The organism is Streptomyces sp. NPDC006430 (genome assembly GCF_040612395.1).
Classification (GTDB): domain Bacteria; phylum Actinomycetota; class Actinomycetes; order Streptomycetales; family Streptomycetaceae; genus Streptomyces.
In genome coordinates, this window is the sequence record NZ_JBEXQA010000006.1 from 257659 (window position 1) to 273993 (window position 16335).

The 16335-nt window shown below is 72.5% G+C and carries 12 protein-coding genes; 8 read left to right on the forward strand and 4 right to left on the reverse strand.

The genetic code is table 11. The annotated features are described in order from the left end of the window. Positions 1–8 precede the first annotated feature (8 nt). Positions 9–638: a helix-turn-helix domain-containing protein gene (locus tag ABZZ20_RS12505; RefSeq protein ID WP_356869368.1), complete on the forward strand. Its 630-nt coding sequence runs from the start codon at positions 9–11 to the stop codon at positions 636–638. Positions 639–1014: 376 nt separating this feature from the next. Here the strand turns inward: ABZZ20_RS12505 and ABZZ20_RS12510 are convergent, their stop codons facing one another. From ABZZ20_RS12510 to ABZZ20_RS12525, 4 genes are all read right to left on the reverse strand, one after another. After that, positions 1015–3450 (reverse strand): transglutaminaseTgpA domain-containing protein, encoded by a 2436-nt coding sequence (locus ABZZ20_RS12510; RefSeq protein ID WP_356869369.1) that lies wholly within the window; start codon positions 3448–3450, stop codon positions 1015–1017. Continuing rightward, positions 3447–4814: a DUF58 domain-containing protein gene (locus tag ABZZ20_RS12515; protein ID WP_356869370.1), complete on the reverse strand. Its 1368-nt coding sequence runs from the start codon at positions 4812–4814 to the stop codon at positions 3447–3449. The genes ABZZ20_RS12510 and ABZZ20_RS12515 overlap by 4 nt, the downstream gene beginning before the upstream one ends. Beyond that, positions 4814–5824, reverse strand: a complete 1011-nt coding sequence (locus ABZZ20_RS12520) for a MoxR family ATPase (protein ID WP_356869371.1) — start codon at positions 5822–5824, stop codon at positions 4814–4816. The genes ABZZ20_RS12515 and ABZZ20_RS12520 overlap by 1 nt, the downstream gene beginning before the upstream one ends. Before the next feature lie 134 nt (positions 5825–5958). After that, on the reverse strand, positions 5959–6510 hold the full coding sequence (locus tag ABZZ20_RS12525; protein WP_356869372.1) for a carbonic anhydrase: 552 nt from the start codon (positions 6508–6510) through the stop codon (positions 5959–5961). 311 nt (positions 6511–6821) lie between these two features. Here ABZZ20_RS12525 and rsmH point away from each other — a divergent pair, with 311 nt between their 5' ends. The 7 genes from rsmH to murD all read left to right on the forward strand — a co-directional run bounded on the left by rsmH (position 6822) and on the right by murD (position 16285). Beyond that, a complete protein-coding gene (gene rsmH / locus ABZZ20_RS12530; RefSeq protein WP_356869373.1) occupies positions 6822–7781 on the forward strand; it encodes a 16S rRNA (cytosine(1402)-N(4))-methyltransferase RsmH in 960 nt (319 codons plus the stop codon). Beyond that, positions 7778–8362 carry a hypothetical protein gene (locus ABZZ20_RS12535; protein WP_356869374.1) on the forward strand — a complete coding sequence of 195 codons (585 nt, stop codon included), beginning with the start codon at positions 7778–7780 and terminating at the stop codon, positions 8360–8362. The genes rsmH and ABZZ20_RS12535 overlap by 4 nt, the downstream gene beginning before the upstream one ends. 189 nt (positions 8363–8551) lie before the next feature. Then, complete coding sequence (locus ABZZ20_RS12540; RefSeq protein ID WP_356869375.1) at positions 8552–10522, forward strand: penicillin-binding protein 2; 1971 nt, start codon at positions 8552–8554, stop codon at positions 10520–10522. Between the two features lie 81 nt (positions 10523–10603). Continuing rightward, positions 10604–12331 carry a UDP-N-acetylmuramoyl-L-alanyl-D-glutamate--2,6-diaminopimelate ligase gene (locus tag ABZZ20_RS12545; protein WP_356869376.1) on the forward strand — a complete coding sequence of 576 codons (1728 nt, stop codon included), beginning with the start codon at positions 10604–10606 and terminating at the stop codon, positions 12329–12331. Further along, positions 12328–13752: a UDP-N-acetylmuramoyl-tripeptide--D-alanyl-D-alanine ligase gene (gene murF, locus ABZZ20_RS12550; protein WP_356869377.1), complete on the forward strand. Its 1425-nt coding sequence runs from the start codon at positions 12328–12330 to the stop codon at positions 13750–13752. Before ABZZ20_RS12545 ends, murF begins: the two co-directional genes overlap by 4 nt. Then, a complete protein-coding gene (gene mraY, locus ABZZ20_RS12555; protein WP_356869378.1) occupies positions 13749–14819 on the forward strand; it encodes a phospho-N-acetylmuramoyl-pentapeptide-transferase in 1071 nt (356 codons plus the stop codon). Before murF ends, mraY begins: the two co-directional genes overlap by 4 nt. Further along, on the forward strand, positions 14801–16285 hold the full coding sequence (gene murD / locus ABZZ20_RS12560; protein WP_356869379.1) for a UDP-N-acetylmuramoyl-L-alanine--D-glutamate ligase: 1485 nt from the start codon (positions 14801–14803) through the stop codon (positions 16283–16285). Before mraY ends, murD begins: the two co-directional genes overlap by 19 nt. Positions 16286–16335: the final 50 nt, after the last annotated feature.

Sequence of the window (16335 nt, forward strand, 5' to 3'; positions counted from 1 at the left end):
TCAGCGCTATGGACAGCAGCAGCACCGGTACCGGCGGCAGTGGCCGCCGCCAGGCGACGCGTCAGAAGCTCTACGAGGCGGCCGTCACGCTCATCGCCGAGCAGGGCTTCTCCGCGACGACGGTCGACGAGATCGCCGAACGGGCGGGGGTCGCGAAGGGCACCGTCTACTACAACTTCGCGAGCAAGAACGAGCTCTTCGAGGAGTTGCTGCGGCACGGCGTCGGGCTACTGACGGCCTCCCTGCGCACCGCGGCCGAGGAGACGGAACTGCGGGGCGGCAGCCGGGTCGAGGCGCTCGACGCGATGATCCGGGCCGGCCTCGTCTTCATCGACCGGTACCCGGCCTTCACCCAGCTGTACGTGGCCGAGCTGTGGCGGACCAACCGGGCGTGGCAGTCCACGCTGATGGTCGTCCGGCGGGAGGCGGTGGCCGTGGTGGAGACGGTCCTGCGGGAGGGCGTGGAGCGGGGCGAGCTCAGCGCCGAGATCGACGTGCCGCTGACCGCCGCCGCCATGGTGGGGATGGTGCTGGTGGCCGCGCTGGACTGGCAGTCCTTCCAGAGCGAGCGGTCGCTGGACGATGTGCACTCGGCACTGTCGCTGCTCCTGCGGGGCCGGGTCAGCGGGAACCGTTGAGGCGGTGACCCCCGATCGGCGGTGCCGCGCCGCGCCGTGACGGCGTAGAACTGGTGGCGCCCGCTCCGCCTGTCGCCGCGGCCTGAGTACCCGTACCTAGGCGCGGAGATGAGTACCTGCGCGGATGGGCTCCCACCTGCGCGGACGCCAGACTGGGGACAACGGACGGGGACCTGGTCCGGACCGCCGACACGGGGCGGCCGGTGCGGGCCGGGTACCTTCGCCGTGACCGGGAGGAACGGAGGCCCGGTCCAGCAGTACGTCGACGCGGCGGGGCTCGGGGGGATCGAGCCTCGCCGCGTCGTCGTACCAGGGGTCGAGCGGGGTGCCGCTGCGCCGGGACGAGCCGCCCAGAGCCGCCCGCAGGGACACGGCCTCAGCCGCGGCCCCGGAGGGGGAGCCGGGCGAGCACGGCCGAGGCCCGGGCGAGCGGGGCCGCGGCCCGGCGCGTCAGGGACGACCAGCGGGCCGCCACCGACCAGCGCAGCCGGACCGCCGAGCGGGGCAGGAGCAGCGCGCGCAGCCGGGTACGGCGGCTGACCGCCGACAGCAGGGCGGCGCGCGCCAGCAGGACGTCCGCCGATAGGTCCTCGTACGAGACTTCCGCGCCCGGCGGGGCGTACAGCGCCCGCTCCACCGCGCTGGCGACCCGGTGCACCGCGTCCGCCGCGTCCTGCTCCAGCCGGCCCAGCACCACGATCCGTCCCGCGGCCCGCCGCGGCGACAGGGCCCCGTCCGGGGTGATGCCCACGTCCCAGGCCGCATCGCCCAGTTCCTGCCAGGCCGGCAGGACGCCATCCGCCGCCAGGCGGCGGGTGCGCAGCCGTGTCCGCCACAGCAGGGGCAGCAGCGGGAGGGCCAGCAGGACCAGCACCGACAGCGTCCAACCGAGCACCGCGGTCAGTGACGGTCCGCCGCCCCCGGTACCGGCGCTCTGGTGCGGCGCCGCGGCCCCGCACTCGCCCAGCTTCTTCTGGTCCGGCGGGCACTCGTCGGACTTCGACGGCGCCGCCGACGGCTGCGTCGCACCCTGCGAGGGCAGCGATGTCGGGGCGGACGGCTGGGGCGCCGGGGCCTCGGCCCGCGAGTAGTCCGGAATCGTGATGCCCTGGCGCGGCGTCGGCTCGAACCGGGTCCAGCCCACGCCCTCGAAGTAGAGCTCCGGCCACGCGTGCGCGTCCCGCATGGACACGTTCACGCTGCCGTCCGACTGCTTCTCGCCGGGCGTGAAGCCCACCGCCACCCGCGCCGGAATGCCCAGGGACCGCGACATCGCAGCCATCGAGAACGCGAAGTGGATGCAGAACCCTTCCTTGTCCGCGAGGAACCGGGCGATGGCCTGCGGTCCCGTACCCGAGGCGACCTTGGTGTCGTAGCGGAACCCGCCGTCCACGGCGAAGTAGTCCTGGAGCTTCACGGCCCGCGTGTAGTCGTCCTTCGCGCCCCGGGTGACCTCGCGCGCCGTGTCGGCGACGACCGGGGGCAGGTTGTCCGGCAGCTTCGTGTACTCGGCGCGGATCGCCGGGTTCGGCAGCGGCGCCGCCTGGAGCTGCGCCGCCGTCGGCCGGAGCAACAGGCTGCGCACCGTGTACATGGCCCCCTGGACGTTCTGGAACTTGTCCTTGCCCAGCTGGTCCCCGACCAGGGTCCGGCCGACGGGCTCGAAACGCCACTTGCCGGGGATGTCCACGCCCGTCGCCGGGTACGGCATCGGCAGGTAGCGCTGTGCGTACGTGTCCGCCGCCGAAATGCTCGTCCGCACCTCGGTGCCGGTCTGCCGGACCTGTTCGCTCAAGCCCGGCGGGGTCGGCATCCGCTCAGGTACGTCGGTCAGGGCCCGCCCCGAGGCCTCCCACTTGACGCCGTTGAACTCGTCCAGCGCCAGGATCCGCAGGTACTGCTCGCCGAGCTGGGGACTGTCCGTGCGGTACTTCAGCACCACCCGGTTGTCCTGCGCGTTCAGGCTGCCCTGGAGCGAGACCAGCGGGTTGACCGCCGAGATCGTCCCGCCGACCCCGGTGCCGCCGCCCTCGGCGTCGCCCTGCACGCCCAGCAGCCCGCCGCCGAGCGCGGGCAGCGCCGCCGGCACGGCCAGCGCGATTCCCAGGGCCACCGCGCCGATCCGCCGCCCGGTGCGTACGGGAGCCAGCGCCTGGCCCGTGCCGTCGCCGTACCCCGAGGCCGCCGAGGACGTCGGGACCTGCCCGCGCGGGGCCCCGCCGAAGACCCGGCCCCATTGGGCCAGCCGGTCGCGGCCCTCGGCCAGCAGGAGCAACAGGTAGCCGCAGCCGGCCAGCAGGAAGAAGATCCAGGAGGTTCCGCCGCCGCCCGAGAGTCCGGCGGCCACCGAGTACAGCGCGAGCAGCGGCAGCCCGGCCGCGGCCGCGGTCCGCAGCGTCACCGCCAACAGGTCCACCAGCAGCCCGATCACCAGCACGCCGGTCAGCAACAGCAGGTGGATGCCGTCCGTGAGCGGCGCCGGTATCGCGAACTCGCCGACGTCCTGCACGCCCTGCCGGAACAGGGCACCGAAGTCCATCACCAGATAGGCCATCGGCCCGGTCCCGGTGGACTCGCCCTTCCCCGCGAACAGGAAGACGAGCGCCAGCAGCGACACCAGGACCTGCGCCGCGACGGTGAGGACGCGCCCCACCGGCACCCGACGGGCCCCCGCCCCCACCGCACCCTGCAGGGCGAGCAGCGCCGCCGCCTGCGGTAGCCAGCTCGTCGAATCCACCAGCGAGGCCAGCGAACACGCGGTGAGTAGGGTCGCCAGTACCGCGAAGAGCGTCACGCGCGCTCGCCCGCTCATGCCCAACCTCCGGACGTACCCGTGCCGAGCGGGGCGTCGCCCAGCTGGCGCCACAGCTCTGCGAAAGCCACTCCGGGCGGCGCGGCCAGGGCCGTCCAGCCCGCGTCGCGCAGTCTGCCCAGCCGTACCTCCACCTGCGAGGGCCGCCCGGCCCAGAGCGCGGAGTCCAGTACGAAGGCCACCGCGCCCCCGGTGCGCTGGCGCATCTTGGCCGCCAGTTCCGTCTGTGCGTCGTCCAGGTCCCCGAAGAAGGCGATGAGGAGCCCGTCACCGCCGGCTCCGCCGAAGCTCCCGCCGCCGTCACCGCCGCCGCGCACCGCGTCGTAGGCGCGCGAGAGGCCGGCGCCGTCGGAGTGCCCGATGATCGCGAGGGTGTCCATCATCAGTCCGGCGGCTTCCGCGGACTCCTGTCCGCCGGAGGAGAAGCCGGCGCCGTCGCCGGGGACGGAAGTTCCGGTGTCCGTGAGCAGCCGTACCGAGAAGCCCTGCTCCAGCAGGTGCACCAGGGACGAGGCCGCCCCGGACACTGCCCACTCGAAGGCGGAGTCGGGTCCGGCGCCCTCGAAGGCGACACCGCGGGTGTCCAGCAGGACGGTGGCCCTGCTGCGTTGCGGCTGCTCCTCGCGGCGCACCATCAGCTCGCCGTAGCGGGCCGTGGAGCGCCAGTGCACCCGGCGCAGGTCGTCGCCGCGCCGGTAGCCGCGCGGGATCACGTCGTCGTCGCCGGCCAGGGCCAGGGAGCGGCGGCTGCCGTCGCCGTAGCCGGAGGTTTCGCCGCTCAGTCGGACTGGGGCCAGCACCTCGGTGCGCGGGACGACGGTGAGCGTGTCGTACGTACTGAACGAACGGGTCAGTTCGACCAGCCCGAAGGGGTCGGTCAGCCGCAACTGGAGCGGGCCCAGCGGGTAGCGGCCCCGAAGGTCGGAGCGGACGCGGTAGGAGACCTCGCGGCGCCCGCCGGGCTCGACCCGGTCCAGGACGAAGCGGGGCCGGGGCCCCAGCACGTACGGCACCCGGTCCTGGAGCATCAGCAGGCCGGTGGGCAGCCGGGAGACGTTCTCCATGCGCAGCTGGACCCGGGCCTCGCCGCCCGCGGGCACCCGCATCGGGGTCAGCCGGCGGCTGCCGGAGACCCGGTGGCGGGTGCGGTGCAGGGCGAGGACGCAGATCAGCGGGAGGACGGCGAGCAGCAGACCGACCCGGAGCAGCTCGCCCTGGCCCAGGGTGTACGCGCACAGGGCGGCGGCGATCCCGGCGGCCAGGAAGGACCGGCCGCGGGTCGTCAGTCCCGCCAGCGAGGCGCGCAGTCCGCCGGCGCCTCCCCGGCTCCCGCCGCCGGCGCCGTGCGGGGCACCGGCACTCATCAGAAGCCCCGGATGCCCGCGCCGGGCGGCATCTCGCCGCGGGCGTGTGCGGCCGGGACGGGGGTGCGCTGGAGGATGTCGTGGACGACCTGCTCGGCGGTGCGCCGGCTCAGCTGGGCCTGTGCGGTGGGCAGCAGTCGGTGCGCAAGGACGGGGGCTGCCAACGCCTGCACGTCGTCGGGCAGCACGTAGTCCCGGCCGGACAGGGCGGCGGAGGCCTTGACGGCGCGCAGCAGGTGGAGGGTGGCGCGCGGCGAGGCACCCAGGCGCAGGTCCGGGTGGCTTCGGGTGGCGGAGACCAGGTCGACGACGTAGCGCCGGACGGGCTCGGCGACGTACACCTCGCGGACGGCTTCTATCAGCTTGACGATGTCGTGGGCGTGCGCGACGGCCTGGAAGTCGTCGAGCGGGGAGATCCCGCCGTGCACGTCGAGCATCTGGAGCTCGGCCTCGGGGCTCGGGTAGCCGACGGAGACGCGGGCCATGAAGCGGTCGCGCTGGGCCTCGGGGAGGGGGTAGGTGCCCTCCATCTCCACCGGGTTCTGGGTGGCGACCACCATGAACGGGCTCGGCAGCGTGTACGTGGTGCCGTCGATGGTGACCTGGCGCTCCTCCATCGACTCCAGGAGCGCGGACTGCGTCTTCGGCGAGGCGCGGTTGATCTCGTCGCCGATGACGATCTGCGCGAAGATCGCGCCCGGCTTGAACTCGAACTCGCGGCGCTGCTGGTCGTAGATGCTGACGCCGGTGATGTCGGAGGGCAGCAGGTCCGGCGTGAACTGGATGCGCTGCACCGAGCAGTCGATGGACTTGGCGAGCGTCTTGGCGAGCATGGTCTTGCCCACGCCGGGGACGTCCTCGATCAGCAGGTGTCCCTCGGCGAGCAGCACGGTCAGCGCGATGCGTACGACCTCGGGCTTGCCCTCGATCACGCTCTCGACCGAGTGGCGCACCCGCTCGGCCGTGCTCGTCAGATCCGCGAGGCTCGCTCGGTCGTCATACGTCGTCACCTGGTTCTCCTCGGCCCTTTCCGCAGGGCCGACGCCCTCGGCGCACTCCGGCCCACCCCGACAAGGACGCCCACCCGGACGGTTTCCGGGTGGCGTCTTCTCGCATTCTTGACGGCGTTACGGCCTTGTGTCACTCACGAGGCGGGATCGATCTCCCTGAGGAGCCCGGTGTGCACGTCGAAGACGAAGCCTCGCACATCGTCCCGGTGGGGCAGGAAGGGGTTCGTCCGGACCCGCTGCATGGACTGGCGAACGTCCTGGTCCACGTCCCGGAAGGCCTCGACGGCCCAGGCGGGACGCTGGCCGACCTCGTCCTCAAGCTCGTGCCGGAAGTCCTCGGTCAGGCTTTCGAGGCCGCAGCCGGTGTGGTGGATGAGTATCACCGCGCGGGTGCCCAGGGCGCGCTGGCTGATGGTGAGGGAGCGGATGGTGTCGTCGGTCACCACGCCTCCCGCGTTGCGGATCGTGTGGCAGTCGCCGAGTTCGAGGCCGAGGGCGGCGTGCAGGTCGAGACGGGCGTCCATACAGGCCACGACGGCTACGTGCAGGACGGGACGGGCGTCCATGCCCGGGTCCGTGAACGCCGCGGCGTACTGCTGGTTCGCCGCTACCAGCCGATCGGTGACGGAGCCGCCGCTGGATGCCTGGGGGGTGGACTCTGCGGGCAGGGATGCGGAAGTCGTCATGCCTACGACGTTAATGGTCACCGCCGGTAAAGGCATGGAGTGAGGGTGGACAAAGAAGGTCAACCGTCCTTGTTGTGAGCTAACCCACAGGGGTGAGCTGCCGGTGGCCATCCGGGTGATTCGCGGCTTTTGCGGGTTCCGTGCGAGTGCGGCGCACGGCGCGCGGGGCGGTTCGTTGACCGCGGCGACCGTTGCACTAAAGTGACGCGAACCGGCCGGAGCCCGGCCCTGACCGGCCGCCCGGCCCCCTGGTAACACTCCGCGTGCGCGGCGCGGCGTATGCCTGCCGCGCCGTTATCTGAGAGGGCGCTTTGACTAGCGAGTCCCGACATGTCCCGGTGATGCTCCAGCGGTGCCTGGACCTGTTGGCCCCACCGCTGGAGAGGCCCGGGGCGGTCGTCGTCGACTGCACCCTCGGCCTCGGCGGCCACAGCGAGGCCCTGCTCACCCGGTTCCCCGAAGTCCACCTGATCGGCCTCGACCGCGACAAGGAAGCCCTACGGCTCTCCGGCGAACGGCTCGCGCCCTTCGGCGACCGCGCCACCCTCGTCCACGCCGTCTACGACGAGCTGCCCGACGTACTGGACCGGCTCGGCACCCCCACCGTCCAGGGCATCCTCTTCGACCTCGGCGTCTCCTCCATGCAGCTCGACGAGGCCGACCGCGGGTTCGCGTACGCGCAGGACGCACCGCTGGACATGCGGATGGACCAGACGACGGGGATGAGTGCCGCCGAGGTGCTCAACACCTACCCGCCGGGCGAGCTCGTACGGATCCTGCGCCAGTACGGCGAGGAGAAGCAGGCGAAGCGGATCGTCTCGGCGATCGTGCGGGAGCGGGACAAGGAGCCGTTCACGAACAGCGCGCGCCTGGTCGAGCTGATTCGCGACGCCCTGCCGCAGGCGGCCAAGCGCACGGGCGGCAACCCCGCCAAGCGGACCTTCCAGGCCCTGCGCATCGAGGTCAACGGCGAGCTGTCGGTCCTGGAGCGGGCGATCCCGGCGGCCGTGGAACGGATCGCCGTGGGCGGCCGTATCGCGGTGCTCTCGTACCACTCGCTGGAGGACCGCCTCGTCAAGCAGGTCTTCGCGGCCGGCGCGGCCTCCACGGCTCCGCCCGGGCTGCCGGTGGTCCCCGAGAAGTACCAGCCCAAGCTGAAGCTGCTCACCCGGGGCGCGGAGCTGCCCACGGAGGAGGAGATCGCCGAGAACCGCCGAGCTGCCCCGGCCCGTTTCCGCGGGGTCGAGCGCATCCGGGAGGCGCGACTGTGAGCAGGGCCGGGGGACTGGGGCGGCTGCGCGGCCCCTCGGGGCAAGCGGCGCGGACACCGTTCGTCCTGCTCGTGGTGGCGCTGCTCGCCGGCGGACTGATCAGCCTGTTGCTGCTGAACTCGGCCCTCAACCAGGGCTCCTTCCAGCTGAGCAAGTTGAAGAAGGAGACCACCGCGCTGACGGACGAGGAACAGGCCCTCCAACGGGACGTGGACGGCTACTCGGCGCCGGACGCGTTGCAGCGCCGGGCGCAGGAGCTGGGCCTGGTCCCCGGCGGCAGCCCGGTCTTCATCGGCCCGGACGGCAAGGTCACCGGCGCCGCCGCCGCGGCGGAGACGCCGGCCCCGACCTCGCCCACCGCCGCGCCCCCGGCCGCGTCCCCGACGAACGCCGCGACCGTCCCGAGCCCCGCCGGCCCCCCGGCCACGACCGCGCCGTCCGCGGCGCCGCAGAGCGCCCCGGGCTCCAGCCAGCCCGCCGCACCCCAGAACGTCCCGGGTTCCGCCCCGGCCGGTGCCCCACAGGGCGGCCAGCCGGCCCCCGGCGCGGCCCCCCAGTCCAACCAGCCTCCCGGAAGGTGACGTCGTGACGCGGACCCCTGCGGGGCCTTTCCCCACCCCGTCCTTCTCCCTCCTCCCACCACCGCCGGGAACGCCCCCGCGTCCCCCGGGCCAGGCCCGGACCCGGGCACGTTGCGCCCCGCCGACGATCGGAGGGCGGTACGGCGGGGGCGCCGGCAGCGGCGTCGCGGTCCTGCAGGGGGTGGCCGCGTGAGCCCCCGGGTCCCCGGGCCCGGGCGGCCGAGGCCCGGCGGTGAGCGGGCGAGGGCCGCCGGCGTCCGGCCGGCGAGCCGGCCCGCGACCCGCAGGCCCGCCCCCGCACGGCATCCGCACACGATCCGGCTCGGCAGCGCCAAGCCCCGGCTGCGCCTCGTCAGCGTCGGGCTCACCCTCGTGATGCTCGCCTTCGTCGTGCGGCTGCTCCAGGTGCAGGCCGTCGACGCCTCCGCTTACTCCGCCAAGGCCTCCGAGAACCGCTTCGCCAGCTACACCCTGGCCGCCGAGCGCGGTGAGATCACCGACCGTAAGGGCGTGGCCCTCGCGACCAGCGTCGACGCGTACGACATCACCGCCGACCCGAAGATGTTCACCCCGCAGGACAGCAAGGCCCCCGACGCCCCCGAGCAGGCCGCGGCCCTCCTCGCGCCGATCCTCGGCAAGGACGCCGAGGAACTCACCGCCCTCCTGAAGACCAAGAACACCCGCTACGTCGTCCTCGCCCGCCGCCAGACCCCGCAGGTCTGGAACCAGATCAAGGACCTCAAGCGGGTCTTCGCCGACAGGGCCGCCGCGGACAAGAAGAACAACGGCCCCGGCGCCAACGTGCTGGCGGGCGTCTTCAACGAGGACAGCAGCAAGCGCGTGTACCCGGGCGGGGACCTGGCCGCCGGGATACTGGGCTACGTCAACGCCGAGGGGAAGGGCGCGGGCGGCCTGGAGTCCTCCCTGGACAAGAAGCTGGCCGGCAAGGACGGCGCCATCACGTACGCCCAGTCCGGCGGGCGCCGGGTGCCCACCGCCGGATCCAGCGAGAAGCCCGCCGTGCCCGGCGAGGACATCGAGCTGACCATCGACCGCGACATCCAGTGGGCGGCGCAGAGCGCCATCACCGAACAGGTCCAGAAGTCCGAGGCCGACCGCGGCTACGTCATCGTCCAGGACACCCGCACCGGAGAGGTGCTGGCCATGGCCAACGCCCCCGGCTTCGACCCCAACGACCTGTCCAGGGCCAGCTCCGCCGCCATGGGCAACGCGGCCCTCCAGGACGTGTACGAGCCCGGCTCCACCGCCAAGGTGATGTCGATGGCCGCCGTGCTGGAGGAGAAGAAGGCCACTCCGGAGACGTACGTGGAGGTCCCCAACCGACTGCACCGCGGCGACCGGCTGTTCAAGGACGACATCGACCACCCGACCTGGTACCTGACCCTGAACGGGGTCCTCGCCAAGTCCTCCAACATCGGCACGATCCTGGCCACCGGCCAGCTCGGCGCCACCCAGCCCGAGGCCAACCGGGTCCTCTACTCCTACCTGAACAAATTCGGCATCGGCCAGCCCACCGGCCTGAACTACCCGGGTGAGTCCCGCGGCATCCTGGCCCGGCCGGAGGCCTGGTCCACCTCCCAGCAGTACACGATCCCTTTCGGCCAGGGCCTCTCGCTCAACGCCATGCAAGCGGCCTCCGTGTACTCGACGATCGCCAACGGCGGAGTCCGGATCACCCCCACCCTCGTCCGCGGTAGCAAGGGCCCCGACGGCCGCTTCACCCCGGCCCCGGCACCCGAGCAGACCCGCGTGATCAGCCACGAGACCGCCAAGGCCCTGTCCGAGATGCTTGAGTCGGTGGTCGACGACCAAGAGGGAACCGGCACCAAGGCCCGCATCCCCGGCTACCGGGTCGGCGGCAAGACCGGCACCTCCAACCGAGTGGATCCGGCCACCGGCCGCTACAAGGGCTACACCGCCTCCTTCGCCGGCTTCGCACCCGCCGACAGCCCGCGCATCACCGTCTACTGCGCCATCCAGAACCCCACCAAGGGCAGCTACTTCGGGGGCCAGATCTGCGGCCCGATCTACAAGAAGGTCATGGAGTTCGCCCTCAAGACCCTCCAGATCGCCCCCACGGGAAGCGCACCCGCCGGACTCCCGGTCACCTTCGACACAGCCCCGCAGCCCGCCCAATAGCCCGCCGCACCGTCCAGCCCGCAGCCCGGCCAGTGACCCGGCCGCCCCTTCGGCCCGCCAGAGAACCGTGAGGCACCATCAGTGACAACGATCACCCCGAAACCCGGGAACCAATCGGCCGCCGGCTCCACGGCCGGGCCCTCGCTTCGCGGGCCGGCCGCCGCGCCCGGTACGCTCACCGCCGTGCCTCACGCTGATCAGCCCAGAACCGCCCAGAAAGACGCCCCGGCAGCGCCGCCGGGAGCGCCCCGGCCCGTGTCCGCCCGCCCGATCCCCCTGGGCGAGCTGGCCACCCTGCTGGGCACCGACGTCGCCGGCCCGGACGCCGCGCCGCAGCCGCAGATCACCGGCATCACGCACGACTCCCGTGCGGTGCGCCCCGGTGACCTGTACGCGGCCCTGCCCGGCGCCAAGCTGCACGGCGCCGACTTCGCGGCGCAGGCGGCTGCACTCGGCGCCGCGGCCGTCCTGACCGACCCGGCGGGCGCCCCCCGCGCGGCCGCGACGGGCCTGCCCGTCCTCGCCGTCGCCGACCCGCGCGCCCGGATGGGGGAGCTCGCCGCCACGATCTACGGGCACCCGGGCGAGGGCCTGCTGCAGCTCGGCATCACCGGCACTTCCGGCAAGACCACCACGGCGTACCTCGTCGAGGGCGGTCTGCGCGGGGCCGGACGCAGCACCGGACTCGTCGGCACCGTCGAGATGCGCATCGGCGACGAGCGCATCAAGTCGGAGCGGACCACCCCCGAGGCCACCGACCTCCAGGCCCTCTTCGCGGTCATGCGCGAACGCGGCGTCGAGGCCGTCGCCATGGAGGTCTCCAGCCACGCCCTGGTGCTCGGCCGGGTCGACGGCTGCGTCTTCGACGTCGCCGTCTTCAACAACCTGAGCCCGGAACACATGGAGTTCCACTCGGACATGGAGGACTACTTCCAGGCCAAGGCACAGCTCTTCACCGAGCGTCGTGCCCGCCTCGGCGTGGTCAACGTCGACGACGAGTACGGCCGCCGCCTCGCCAAGGAGGCGACGATCCCGGTGGTCACCTTCTCCGCCACCGGAGACCCGGCCGCCGACTGGCGTGCCGAGGACGTCGTCTTCGGGCAGATGGACTCCACGCTGACCGTGCTGGGTCCGGACGGGCAGCGCGTCCGGGCCACCGCCCCGCTGCCCGGGCCGTTCAACGTGGCCAACACCCTCGCCGCGATCGTCACGCTCGCCGCCGCCGGCCTCGACCCGCAGGCCGCCGCCGACGGCGTCGCCGCGGTCCCCGGGGTCCCCGGCCGGCTGGAGCGGGTGGACGCGGGCCAGCCCTACCTCGCCGTCGTCGACTACGCGCACAAGACGGACGCCGTCGAATCGGTGCTGCGCGCACTGCGCGAGGTCACCACCGGCAAGCTGCACATCGTGCTCGGCTGCGGCGGCGACCGGGACACCACCAAGCGCGCCCCGATGGGCGCCGCGGCTGCCCGGTTCGCCGACACCGCCGTGCTGACCTCGGACAACCCGCGCTCCGAGGACCCCCTCGCGATCCTCGCCGCGATGTTCGAAGGCGCCGTGTCCGTACCGCCCGCCGAGCGGGCCGTCGTCCTCGTCGACGCCGACCGAGCCGCGGCGATCGCCGCGGCCATCGCACGCGCCGAGCCCGGCGACACCGTGCTGGTGGCCGGCAAGGGCCACGAGCAGGGCCAGGACACCGCGGGTGTCGTACGCCCCTTCGACGACCGCGCGGTGCTCCGTGCCGCGATCGAGGCACGGCAGGCCGTGCCCGCAGACCACGTCAACGTCCGACAGGCCGAGGTGAACCAGTGATCGCCCTCTCCCTCGCCGAGATCGCCGACATCACCGGCGGGCGGCCCCACGACATACCGGATCCATCCGTGCGGATCACCGGTCCCGTCGTCATCGACTCCCGCCAGGTGGAGGCCGGCAGCCTGTTCGCCGCCTTCGTCGGTGAGCACGTCGACGGCCACGACTACGCCGAGCGCGCCGTCGCATCCGGCGCCGCGGCCGTGCTCGCAGCCCGGCCCGTCGGCGTACCCGCGATCGTCGTCGCCGACGTCGAGAAGGCGCTCGGTGCCCTCGCCCGAGCCGTCGTCGAACGCCTCGGCACCGACGTGGTGGCCCTGACCGGTTCCGCCGGCAAGACCTCCACCAAGGACCTCATCGCCCAGGTGCTCCAGGCGCACGCACCCACCGTGTGGACGCCGGGTTCCCTGAACAACGAGATCGGCCTGCCGCTCACCGCGCTGCGCGCCACCGAGGAAACCCGGCACCTGGTACTGGAGATGGGCGCCCGCGGCATCGGGCACATCGACTACCTCACCGACCTGACACCGCCGCGCATCGGACTCGTCCTCAACGTCGGCACCGCGCACATCGGCGAGTTCGGCGGCCGGGAGCAGATCGCCCGGGCCAAGGGCGAGCTGGTCGAGGCCCTGCCGGCCGAGTCGGACGGCGGGGTCGCCGTCCTCAACGCCGACGACCCGCTGGTGCGGGCGATGTCCGCCCGGACGAAGGCCCGTACGGTGCTCTTCGGCGAGGCCGAGGACGCCGAAGTACGGGCCACCGAAGTCCGTATGACGCCTGCGGGACAACCCTCCTTCACACTCCACACACCCACCGGGTGCGGCGAAGTGACCTTGCGCCTGTACGGTGAGCACCACGTGTCGAACGCGCTCGCCGCGGCCGCCGTGGCCCATGTACTGGGCATGTCCGTCGAGGAGATCGCCACCGCGCTCTCCGAAGCGGGCACCTTGTCCCGGTGGCGCATGGAGGTCACCGAGCGGGCGGACGGCGTGACGATCGTCAACGACGCCTACAACGCGAATCCCGAGTCCATGCGGGCCGCCCTGCGCGCACTTGCCGCGATGGGCGGTGCCGCCAGGGCCGACGGGGGACGTACGTGGGCGGTGCTCGGTCCCATGGCCGAGCTCGGGGACGCATCGTTGGCCGAGCACGATGCGGTGGGACGGCTTGCCGTCCGGCTCAACGTGAGCAAGCTCGTCGCAGTCGGGGGCAGGGAAGCGTCCTGGCTGCAACTGGGCGCATATAACGAGGGTTCGTGGGGTGAGGAGTCGGTGGTCGTGTCCGACGCGCAGGCGGCGGTCGACCTGTTGCGCAGTGAACTGCGCCCGGGTGACGTCGTGCTGGTGAAGGCATCCAGGTCGGTCGGCCTGGAGCGGGTCGCGCTGGCGTTGCTGGAGCGCGAGGGCGAGGTTGCCGACCGATGAGGCAGATCCTGTTCGCCGGTGTCATCGGCATGTTCCTGACCGTCATTGGAACGCCGCTCCTGATCAAGGGGCTGGCCCGCAAGGGCTACGGCCAGTTCATCCGTGACGACGGCCCGCGCGGCCACGCCGGGAAGAAGGGCACGCCCACCATGGGCGGCATCTCCTTCATCCTGGCCACCCTCGTCGCGTACGCGCTGACGAAGGTGATCACCGGCAGTCAGCCGACCTTCTCCGGCGTGCTGGTGCTGTTCCTGATGGCGGGCATGGGCCTGGTCGGCTTCCTGGACGACTACATCAAGATCGTCAAGCAGCGTTCCCTGGGTCTGCGGGCGAAGGCCAAGATGGCCGGCCAGCTGATCGTCGGCATCGCCTTCGCCGTGCTCGCGCTCCAGTTCAAGGACGTCCGCGGCAACGCCCCGGCCTCGACCAAGCTGTCGTTCGTCACGGACTTCGGCTGGTCGATCGGCCCGGTGCTGTTCGTGGTCTGGGCCCTGTTCATGATCCTGGCGATGTCCAACGGCGTGAACCTGACGGATGGTCTGGACGGCCTGGCAACCGGCGCCGCCGTCATGGTCTTCGGTGCCTACACCTTCATCGGCGTCTGGCAGTTCCAGGAGTCCTGCGCCAACGCCCTGGACCTGACCAACCCGAACGCCTGCTTCGAGGTGCGCGATCCGCTGGACCTCGCGATCGTCGCCTCCGCGCTGATGGGCGCCTGCTTCGGCTTCCTGTGGTGGAACACCTCGCCCGCCAAGATCTTCATGGGCGACACCGGCTCGCTGGCCCTCGGCGGCGCGCTCGCCGGTCTCGCGATCTGCTCCCGCACGGAGTTCCTGATCGCGCTCCTCGGCGGCCTCTTCGTCCTGATCACCATGTCGGTCGTCATCCAGGTCGGCTCCTTCAAGCTCACCGGGAAGCGCGTCTTCCGGATGGCGCCGCTCCAGCACCACTTCGAACTCAAGGGGTGGTCCGAAGTCCTCGTGGTGGTCCGGTTCTGGATCATCCAGGGCATGTGCGTGATCGTCGGCCTCGGACTCTTCTACGCGGGATGGGCAGCGGACAAGTGACCTCCTGGCAGGGCAAGAACATCACCGTCGCCGGTCTCGGCGTGAGCGGCATCAGTGCCGCCCGCGCCCTGGCCGGCCTCGGCGCATCCGTCACCGTCGTGGACGGCGGCGACAGCGAGGGCCACCGCGCCCGCGCCGCCGAACTCGGCGAGCTGGGCATCTCCGTACGCCTCGCGGATGCGAAGACCCTGCCCGAGGGCACCGACCTCGTGGTCACCTCGCCGGGCTGGAAGCCCGACAGCCCGCTCTTCGCGGCGGCGGCCACAGCCGGCGTGGACGTCGTGGGCGACGTCGAGATCGCCTGGCTCCTGCGTGACGTCGGTGCCGACCTGCGCGCAGCGCGGTCCGGCGAGGCCGCAGCGGGTGCGCCCCGCCGGGAGCCTGCGCCATGGCTGGCGATCACCGGCACGAACGGCAAGACCACCACCACGCAGATGCTCGCGTCGATCCTGAGGGCCGCCGGCCTGAGGACCGCGGCCGTCGGCAACATCGGCACCCCGATCATCGACGTGGTGCTCGGCGAGGAGACGTACGACGTGCTCGCCGTCGAACTCTCCAGCTACCAGCTGCACTGGGCGCCCTCGCTGCGCGCCCACTCGGCGGCCGTGCTCAACCTGGCACCGGACCATCTCGACTGGCACGGCTCCATGGAGGCGTACGCCGCCGACAAGGGCCGGATCTACGAGGGCAACACGGTGGCCTGCGTCTACAACGTCGCGGACCCGGCCACCGAGGCCCTGGTCGTGGAAGCCGACGTCGAGGAGGGCTGCCGGGCGATCGGCTTCACCCTCGGCGCCCCCGGCCCCTCGATGCTCGGCGTCGTCGACGGCATCCTCGTCGACCGCGCCTTCGTGGCGGACCGGCACAAGAACGCCCAGGAGCTCGCCGAGGTCAAGGACGTCAATCCGCCCGCCCCGCACAACATCGCCAATGCCCTCGCGGCGGCGGCCCTGGCCCGCGCCTTCGGCGTCGAGCCGCGCGCGGTCCGAGACGGTCTGCGCGACTTCCGCCCCGACGCGCACCGCGTCGCGCACGTGGGCGAGGTAGCGGGAGTCACCTACGTCGACGACTCCAAGGCCACCAACACCCACGCCGCCGAGGCTTCCCTCGCGGCCTTCGAGCCCGTCGTGTGGGTCGCCGGCGGTCTCGCCAAGGGCGCGACCTTCGACGAGCTGGTACAGAAGTCGGCGAAGCGGCTGCGCGGGGTGGTGCTGATCGGCGCCGACCGGGCGCTGATCGCCGAGGCGCTGGCGCGACACGCCCCCGAGGTCCCGGTCGTCGACCTCGACCGGACCGACACTGGGGCGATGCTCGCAGCGGTCCGGGAAGCGGCCCGGCTCGCCGAGCCCGGCGACACGGTTCTGCTGGCACCGGCCTGTGCCTCGATGGACATGTTCGCGAACTACAACAAGCGCGGGGACGCATTCGCGGACGCGGTGCGCGAGCTGACCGCCGAGAGCGCGTAGGTCCGGCTGGCCCGTTCTCAGGTCGGCGAGTCCTCCCCGACCGGCTGCTC

Excerpts from the sequence above, each read along its gene's own strand:
- ABZZ20_RS12510 (WP_356869369.1), bottom strand. The coding sequence starts at position 3,450 with ATGAGCGGGCGAGCGCGCGTGACGCTCTTCGCGGTACTGGCGACCCTA.
- ABZZ20_RS12505 (WP_356869368.1), top strand. The coding sequence starts at position 9 with ATGGACAGCAGCAGCACCGGTACCGGCGGCAGTGGCCGCCGCCAGGCG.
- mraY (WP_356869378.1), top strand. The coding sequence starts at position 13,749 with ATGAGGCAGATCCTGTTCGCCGGTGTCATCGGCATGTTCCTGACCGTC.
- murD (WP_356869379.1), top strand. The coding sequence starts at position 14,801 with ATGGGCAGCGGACAAGTGACCTCCTGGCAGGGCAAGAACATCACCGTC.
- ABZZ20_RS12525 (WP_356869372.1), bottom strand. The coding sequence starts at position 6,510 with ATGACGACTTCCGCATCCCTGCCCGCAGAGTCCACCCCCCAGGCATCC.
- ABZZ20_RS12515 (WP_356869370.1), bottom strand. The coding sequence starts at position 4,814 with ATGAGTGCCGGTGCCCCGCACGGCGCCGGCGGCGGGAGCCGGGGAGGC.